The sequence below is a fragment of the Anoxybacillus sp. genome (genome assembly GCF_036834105.1).
GTDB lineage: Bacteria > Bacillota > Bacilli > Bacillales > Anoxybacillaceae > Anoxybacillus.
In genome coordinates this window covers 1-5651 of record NZ_DAITON010000142.1, presented here as the reverse complement: position 1 = coordinate 5651, position 5651 = coordinate 1, and the positions used below count along the sequence as shown (strand labels likewise).

Here is a 5651-nt window from a genome sequence, read left to right as displayed (position 1 = left end):
ATCAAAAGCATATCTTCAACAATTGCGTTGATGCGGTCAATTTCTTTTAATAAAAATTGTTCACACCCGTTTTCCTTAACCCCATCATTCTATGCCAAACGACGACAAGACGCAATGAGAAATTACGCTACCCTATTTAAAGTATAACTGATTTAAACATGTGAATGTGATGTGAAAAAATGTAAAAAACATGGCGTGATGACGCCATGTTTTACTTGAACATCATATCGTCCTTGCGGGCAACGCCTGTTTTGTACGCCGCTTTCATAACGGCTTCGCGCACTTTTTCTGCCACTTTATTGTTAAACACGCTCGGGATGATATATGTTTCGCTTAGTTCTTCGTCTGTGACGACCGAAGCGATCGCTTGAGCGGCAGCAAGTTTCATTTCTTCATTGATTTCAATGGCGCGGCAATCTAACGCCCCGCGGAAAATGCCCGGGAAGCAAAGAACGTTATTAATTTGGTTTGGATAGTCGGATCGGCCCGTCGCCATGACGCGCACGTACGGTTCCGCCACTTCCGGATCAATTTCTGGAACAGGGTTGGCCATCGCAAAAACGATCGGATCTTTCGCCATTTTTTTCACATCTTCTACCGTTAAAATGCCTGGCGCGGATACGCCAATAAATACGTCCGCCCCGGCGATAACGTCTGAAAGCGAACCGCTTATATTTTCTGGATTCGTCATGTGCGCATATTCGTTCCAATACGGATTGTCATATTGGACGCCGCGATGAATCGCCCCTTGCCGATCCACGCCGATAATGTTTTTCACACCGGCCGCCAACAATATTTTCGTGCAAGCGATGCCTGCTGCTCCGATGCCCGTTAATACGACTTTAATATCCTTAATCTTTTTATCTACAATTTTTAACGCATTTAGTAAACCTGCAAGCAAGACGACAGCTGTACCGTGTTGGTCATCATGAAACACAGGAATATCTAACTCTTGTTTTAACCGCTCCTCAATTTCAAAACAACGCGGCGCAGCGATATCTTCTAAATTAATGCCGCCAAAAGCTGGGGCAATCGCTTTGACGATTTGAACAATTTCGTCCGTATCTTTCGTATCTAAACAAATCGGAAACGCATCCACGCCGGCGAGCTGTTTAAATAACATCGCTTTTCCTTCCATGACAGGCATCGCCGCATACGGACCAATATCCCCAAGACCGAGCACCGCCGTGCCGTCTGAAATGACCGCAACGGTATTTCGTTTAATCGTTAACGAATAAGCTTTCGTCGCATCTTCCGCGATCGCTGTGCATATGCGCGCGACCCCCGGCGTGTACACACGCGCTAAATCATCGCGCGTTTTAATCGGAATTTTCGATTTCACTTCAATTTTTCCACCGATATGCATTAAAAACGTCCGATCTGAAACGTGAATGACTTTCACGCCAGCTGTTTTGCGCAACGTATCGACGACGACATCCGCATGTTTCGAGTCGAGGACGCTTACTGTAATGTCGCGCACCGTATGCGTTTTGCTGGAGGAAATGACGTCGATGCCGACAATATCACCGCCAGCTTGTCCAATCGCCGTAGCGATGTCGCTAAAAGAGACGACGTTTTTCGCAAATTGTAATCGAATCGTGATATGCATGTTTGCTCCGCTTGCCATGTTGTAACCTTCCTTTTCATCATTTTCTTCAATGTTTACCTGCGATACCCGGACTTGTCATCGCATACGGGTCTAAAATATCACTTAATTGCTTTTCGTTCAACAAATCGTACTCGATACATAATTCACGCACCGATTTCCCTGTTTGTAGCGCTTCTTTCGCCACGCGCGACGCCGCTTCATAACCGATGTACGGATTGACGGCCGTAATGACGCCGATGCTGTTTTCGACATGTTGTTTTAGCCGTTCTTCATTCGCTTCGATGCCGGCTAAACAGTAGTCTGTAAACACGCGGAATACGTTGTCCATCATATGAAGCGACTGAAGCAAATTAAAGACGAGCACAGGCTCCATGACGTTTAATTCTAACTGACCAGCTTCTGACGCTAAACAAATGGTATGATCGTTTCCGATGACTTGAAACGCCACTTGATTGACGACTTCTGCCATGACCGGATTCACTTTTCCCGGCATAATGGACGACCCCGGTTGGCGAGCAGGCAACGTAATTTCCCCTAACCCTGCGCGCGGGCCAGACGCCATCAGACGAAGATCGTTGGCGATTTTCGACATGTTGATCATACATACTTTTAACGCAGCTGATACTTCTGTGTAGGCATCTGTATTTTGCGTCGCATCGACGAGATGTTCGGCGCGCACGAGCGGCAAACGCGTCAACTGAACGAGATGAAAAATGACGCGTTCAATATAGGCAGGATCAGCATTTAAGCCCGTTCCGACTGCCGTCGCTCCGATATTGACTTCATACAAATGTTGGCGCGACTGAGCGATGCGTTTCATATCGCGGGCGACGACGCGGCGGTACGCTTCAAACTCTTGTCCGAGCCGAATCGGAACAGCATCTTGTAAATGTGTCCGTCCCATTTTAATGACGTGGTCAAACCGTTTCGCTCGATCGGCGAACACATCATGCATATGTTCCATCGTTTGAAGCAGTTGGTCGATCATGTTCAGCACCGCAATATGAATGGCAGTCGGAAACACATCGTTTGTCGATTGCGACATATTGACGTGCGTGTTTGGGCTAATGACATGGTAGTTCCCTTTTCGCTCCCCAAGCCATTCAAGTGCGCGATTCGCGATCACTTCGTTTGTGTTCATGTTGATGGACGTTCCTGCGCCACCTTGAATCGGGTCGACGATAAATTGGTCGTGCCATTGCCCGTCGATCACTTCTTCGGCTGCTTTCACGATCGCTTCACCGATGCGCCGCGGAAGTTGACCTGTTTCCATATTCGCGAGCGCTGCTGCTTTTTTGACGGTCGCCATCGCTTGAATAAGCTCGCGATGGAGACGATACCCTGTAATCGGAAAATTTTCGGCCGCCCGCATCGTTTGAATGCCATAATAAGCATCGTACGGAATTTCTTTTTCACCAAGCAAATCGCGTTCGATTCGTACTGCTTTCGTCTGCATCATTTATGCATCCCAACTTTCCCCTTCTTTTTCTGTCATGTCATTGGCAATCGGTGTTTCCATTATTTTTTTCACGTCAAGCACATTCGTCGTTTTCCCTAGCGCCCACATGAGCTTCGGCACAATCGCTTCCGTGTTCATATCGCCTGATAAAATAACGGTATTTTGCGCCACTTTTCGCCCAACTTCATATAATGTTAAATCTTCTCCTTCTTCTAAACATTGCGTCGTAATGACAACGGCCATGCCATCATCAATTAGTTCCTTTATTTTCGGCAACAAATTGCGCCCTTGAAACGGCACACCGCCGCTTCCAAAACTTTCGATAATGACGCCGCGATATAAATGGCGAATGTAATCAAAAATTTCTGGCTTCGTGCCCGGATGAAGCTTTAGTAAAAACACGTCCGGGCAAAGCGACGGATCAAATTGCAACTTGCCGCTCGGCTTTGGCAGTTCGTATTGATAATCGATGCGATCGTGATGAATGTAAGCGACGTACGGATGGTTAATGCTTTCGAACGCATCATAGCTTTTCGTCCGCATTTTTACTGCCCGCGTGCCTAAAATGACGCGCCCATCGAAAACGACGAACACCCCACTCACATCTTCGCACGCAAAACGAAGCGCATCGCGTATATTTTTTTTCGCATCCGTTTTCGGAAAACCGATCGGCACTTGAGAGCCCGTCAGTACAATCGGCTTATTTACGTGTTGCAACATATATGACAACGCAGCTGCCGTATACGCCATCGTATCCGTTCCGTGCGTCACGACAAAGCCGTCATAGCGATCGTATTGCTTATAGATCGCCTCGGCAATGTCACGCCAATGCTCCGGCTGCATGTTTGTGCTGTCGATGTTCATTAAAATTTGGCTATCTAAACGATACGGCTGATTTTCAATCGTAATGTAGCTCGTCAGCTCCTGTGCCGTCAGCTTTGGTGCAAGCCCTTCTTCGCTCGGCACGGAAGCAATCGTCCCACCTGTCGCAAGCAACAAAATGTTTTTCATTATCGTCACCTCAAATATGGCGATTTTGGATCATCTCTTGTATTGTTTGTGTCATGTAGTGTAAACTATAAATACATTCGTTCGCGATTCGCGTACATTCATTTCAATTATATTCAGAAAAAAAGAAAATAACAAGTGTTTTTATTCATTTCGCGAACAGCAAAAAAGGGGGAGAAACATGATGATTTCGAAACGATTATCGGAATTAAGAAAGAGAAAGCAATGGTCGTTGCAATATATTGCCGATCAACTCAATATCGCAAAAAGCACATACGCCGGCTATGAATCCGGCTATCGCCAGCCGTCGCTCGAAGCTGTCAAGGAGTTAGCGGCGTTATTTGGCACAACGACCGACTATTTACTTGGGGCAACAGACGAGGAACAACCATCGATTGAGCTCACTCGCCCGACGTTTCGACTGACGGTAGACGGTGAAGCCGTGACGGAAGACGAAATCATTCAACTCATCGCATTCATCCGCGCAAAACGCGACATCGAAAATAAAAAATAGGCGCTATGCAACGCCTATCCAATTACATAAGCAACATCGCGCGCCAATTGTGCAACAGATGCGTACGGCTCATCAAGCTGCAACATGCGGCGCAACACGTGACGCGCTTCTTCTGTTAGCGCCAGTTCGTCTTCCCAACTTTTTTCTTCTTCCTCTGTCGGCTCATGTGAAGAATACAATAAAAACAGTAAAAAATGACCGAGGGCGTATATGTCGCTTCTCACATCTACTTGACGTCGGAGTTGCTGTTCGAGTGTCAAAAACGGCCCATCTTGTTCATGAAAAAAACGCGCAAGTCCGAAATCTATGACATATACAACCCCGTCGCGAAAAATGAGATTCGGAATGCGCAAATCGCGATGAACGATTTCATGGGCGTGAATGTGTTGCACAATTGCCAACACATCCGCCAACAAGAAAAACGCTTCTTTCTCATCGAACGTTTGTTTTTTCTCGAAAATAAGCGTTTCAATCGTGTCCCCTTCAATATATTCCATGACAAGATGCGGAATGCCGCGCACGTCGAACATATCATATAGCTTTGGAATTTGCGGATGGTTTAGCTTTCGTAACATGCACGCTTCTCGTTCAAACGATGCGATTCGCTTCTTTTTTTTCGTTCGCTTCATTTGCTTTACGACGACAAGCTCGTTTGTCTTCTCATCGCGCGCCACATATGTTACCCCGTAGCTTCCTTCACCAAGCTGCGCTTCGACCGCATACCGTCCATTGACCACCGTTCCTTCGCGATACGGTTTTTGAAAAAAAGAAATCATTAGCTGCTAAAAAAGCTAGAGAAAATGCTATGGCTACGATGCTTCTTTTTATAATGCTTATAGCCGTATTGCGACGGATGGCGATGCGGACGGTACGTATAACGGTCACTGCTGCTGTAATGATGTTTGTGCATATTTTTGTGTAAAAGCATCTCAAGCAATTTTTTCAACATCGTTATCATTCCTTTCACGATAGATGACTTAACTATACGAAAAGAAACGGAAGAAGTTTCACTACTCCTCTTGCAAAATAGAAAAAATTTTAAGAAAATACGAAAGAAGGGG

Annotated in this window: 6 protein-coding genes; 1 reads left to right on the top strand and 5 read right to left on the bottom strand. The window is 46.1% G+C overall.

Annotated elements, in window-relative coordinates; genetic code table 11:
- Nucleotides 1–211: 211 nt before the first annotated feature.
- Genes V7Z64_RS11475 through V7Z64_RS11465 form a run of 3 tightly spaced genes read right to left on the bottom strand, consistent with a single transcriptional unit; the run spans nucleotide 212 to nucleotide 4079 of the window.
- Complete coding sequence (locus V7Z64_RS11475; protein WP_297990799.1) at nucleotides 212–1627, bottom strand: NAD-dependent malic enzyme; 1416 nt, start codon at nucleotides 1625–1627, stop codon at nucleotides 212–214.
- A gap of 28 nt (nucleotides 1628–1655) precedes the next feature.
- Nucleotides 1656–3068 carry an aspartate ammonia-lyase gene (gene aspA, locus V7Z64_RS11470; RefSeq protein ID WP_297990798.1) on the bottom strand — a complete coding sequence of 471 codons (1413 nt, stop codon included), beginning with the start codon at nucleotides 3066–3068 and terminating at the stop codon, nucleotides 1656–1658.
- Nucleotides 3069–4079, bottom strand: coding sequence for an asparaginase (locus V7Z64_RS11465; RefSeq protein ID WP_297990797.1), 1011 nt, complete (start codon nucleotides 4077–4079; stop codon nucleotides 3069–3071).
- A gap of 181 nt (nucleotides 4080–4260) precedes the next feature.
- Between V7Z64_RS11465 and V7Z64_RS11460 the strand changes: the two genes are divergently transcribed.
- Entirely contained in the window at nucleotides 4261–4590 is a 330-nt protein-coding gene (locus V7Z64_RS11460) for a helix-turn-helix domain-containing protein (protein WP_297990800.1), read from the top strand.
- A 14-nt stretch (nucleotides 4591–4604) separates the two neighbouring features.
- Here V7Z64_RS11460 and V7Z64_RS11455 read toward each other — a convergent pair whose 3' ends face one another.
- Together V7Z64_RS11455 and V7Z64_RS11450 are read right to left on the bottom strand one after the other, a co-directional pair.
- Nucleotides 4605–5366, bottom strand: a complete 762-nt coding sequence (locus V7Z64_RS11455) for a serine/threonine protein kinase (protein WP_297990796.1) — start codon at nucleotides 5364–5366, stop codon at nucleotides 4605–4607.
- Nucleotides 5366–5539, bottom strand: coding sequence for a hypothetical protein (locus tag V7Z64_RS11450; protein ID WP_297990795.1), 174 nt, complete (start codon nucleotides 5537–5539; stop codon nucleotides 5366–5368). The genes V7Z64_RS11455 and V7Z64_RS11450 overlap by 1 nt, the downstream gene beginning before the upstream one ends.
- Between the last annotated feature and the right edge of the window lie 112 nt (nucleotides 5540–5651).

Bases quoted from the DNA above. Each gene is read 5' to 3' on its own strand.
- V7Z64_RS11475 (WP_297990799.1), bottom strand. From the start codon at position 1,627: ATGGCAAGCGGAGCAAACATGCATATCACGATTCGATTACAATTTGCG.
- aspA (WP_297990798.1), bottom strand. From the start codon at position 3,068: ATGATGCAGACGAAAGCAGTACGAATCGAACGCGATTTGCTTGGTGAA.
- V7Z64_RS11465 (WP_297990797.1), bottom strand. From the start codon at position 4,079: ATGAAAAACATTTTGTTGCTTGCGACAGGTGGGACGATTGCTTCCGTG.
- V7Z64_RS11460 (WP_297990800.1), top strand. From the start codon at position 4,261: ATGATTTCGAAACGATTATCGGAATTAAGAAAGAGAAAGCAATGGTCG.
- V7Z64_RS11455 (WP_297990796.1), bottom strand. From the start codon at position 5,366: ATGATTTCTTTTTTTCAAAAACCGTATCGCGAAGGAACGGTGGTCAAT.
- V7Z64_RS11450 (WP_297990795.1), bottom strand. From the start codon at position 5,539: ATGTTGAAAAAATTGCTTGAGATGCTTTTACACAAAAATATGCACAAA.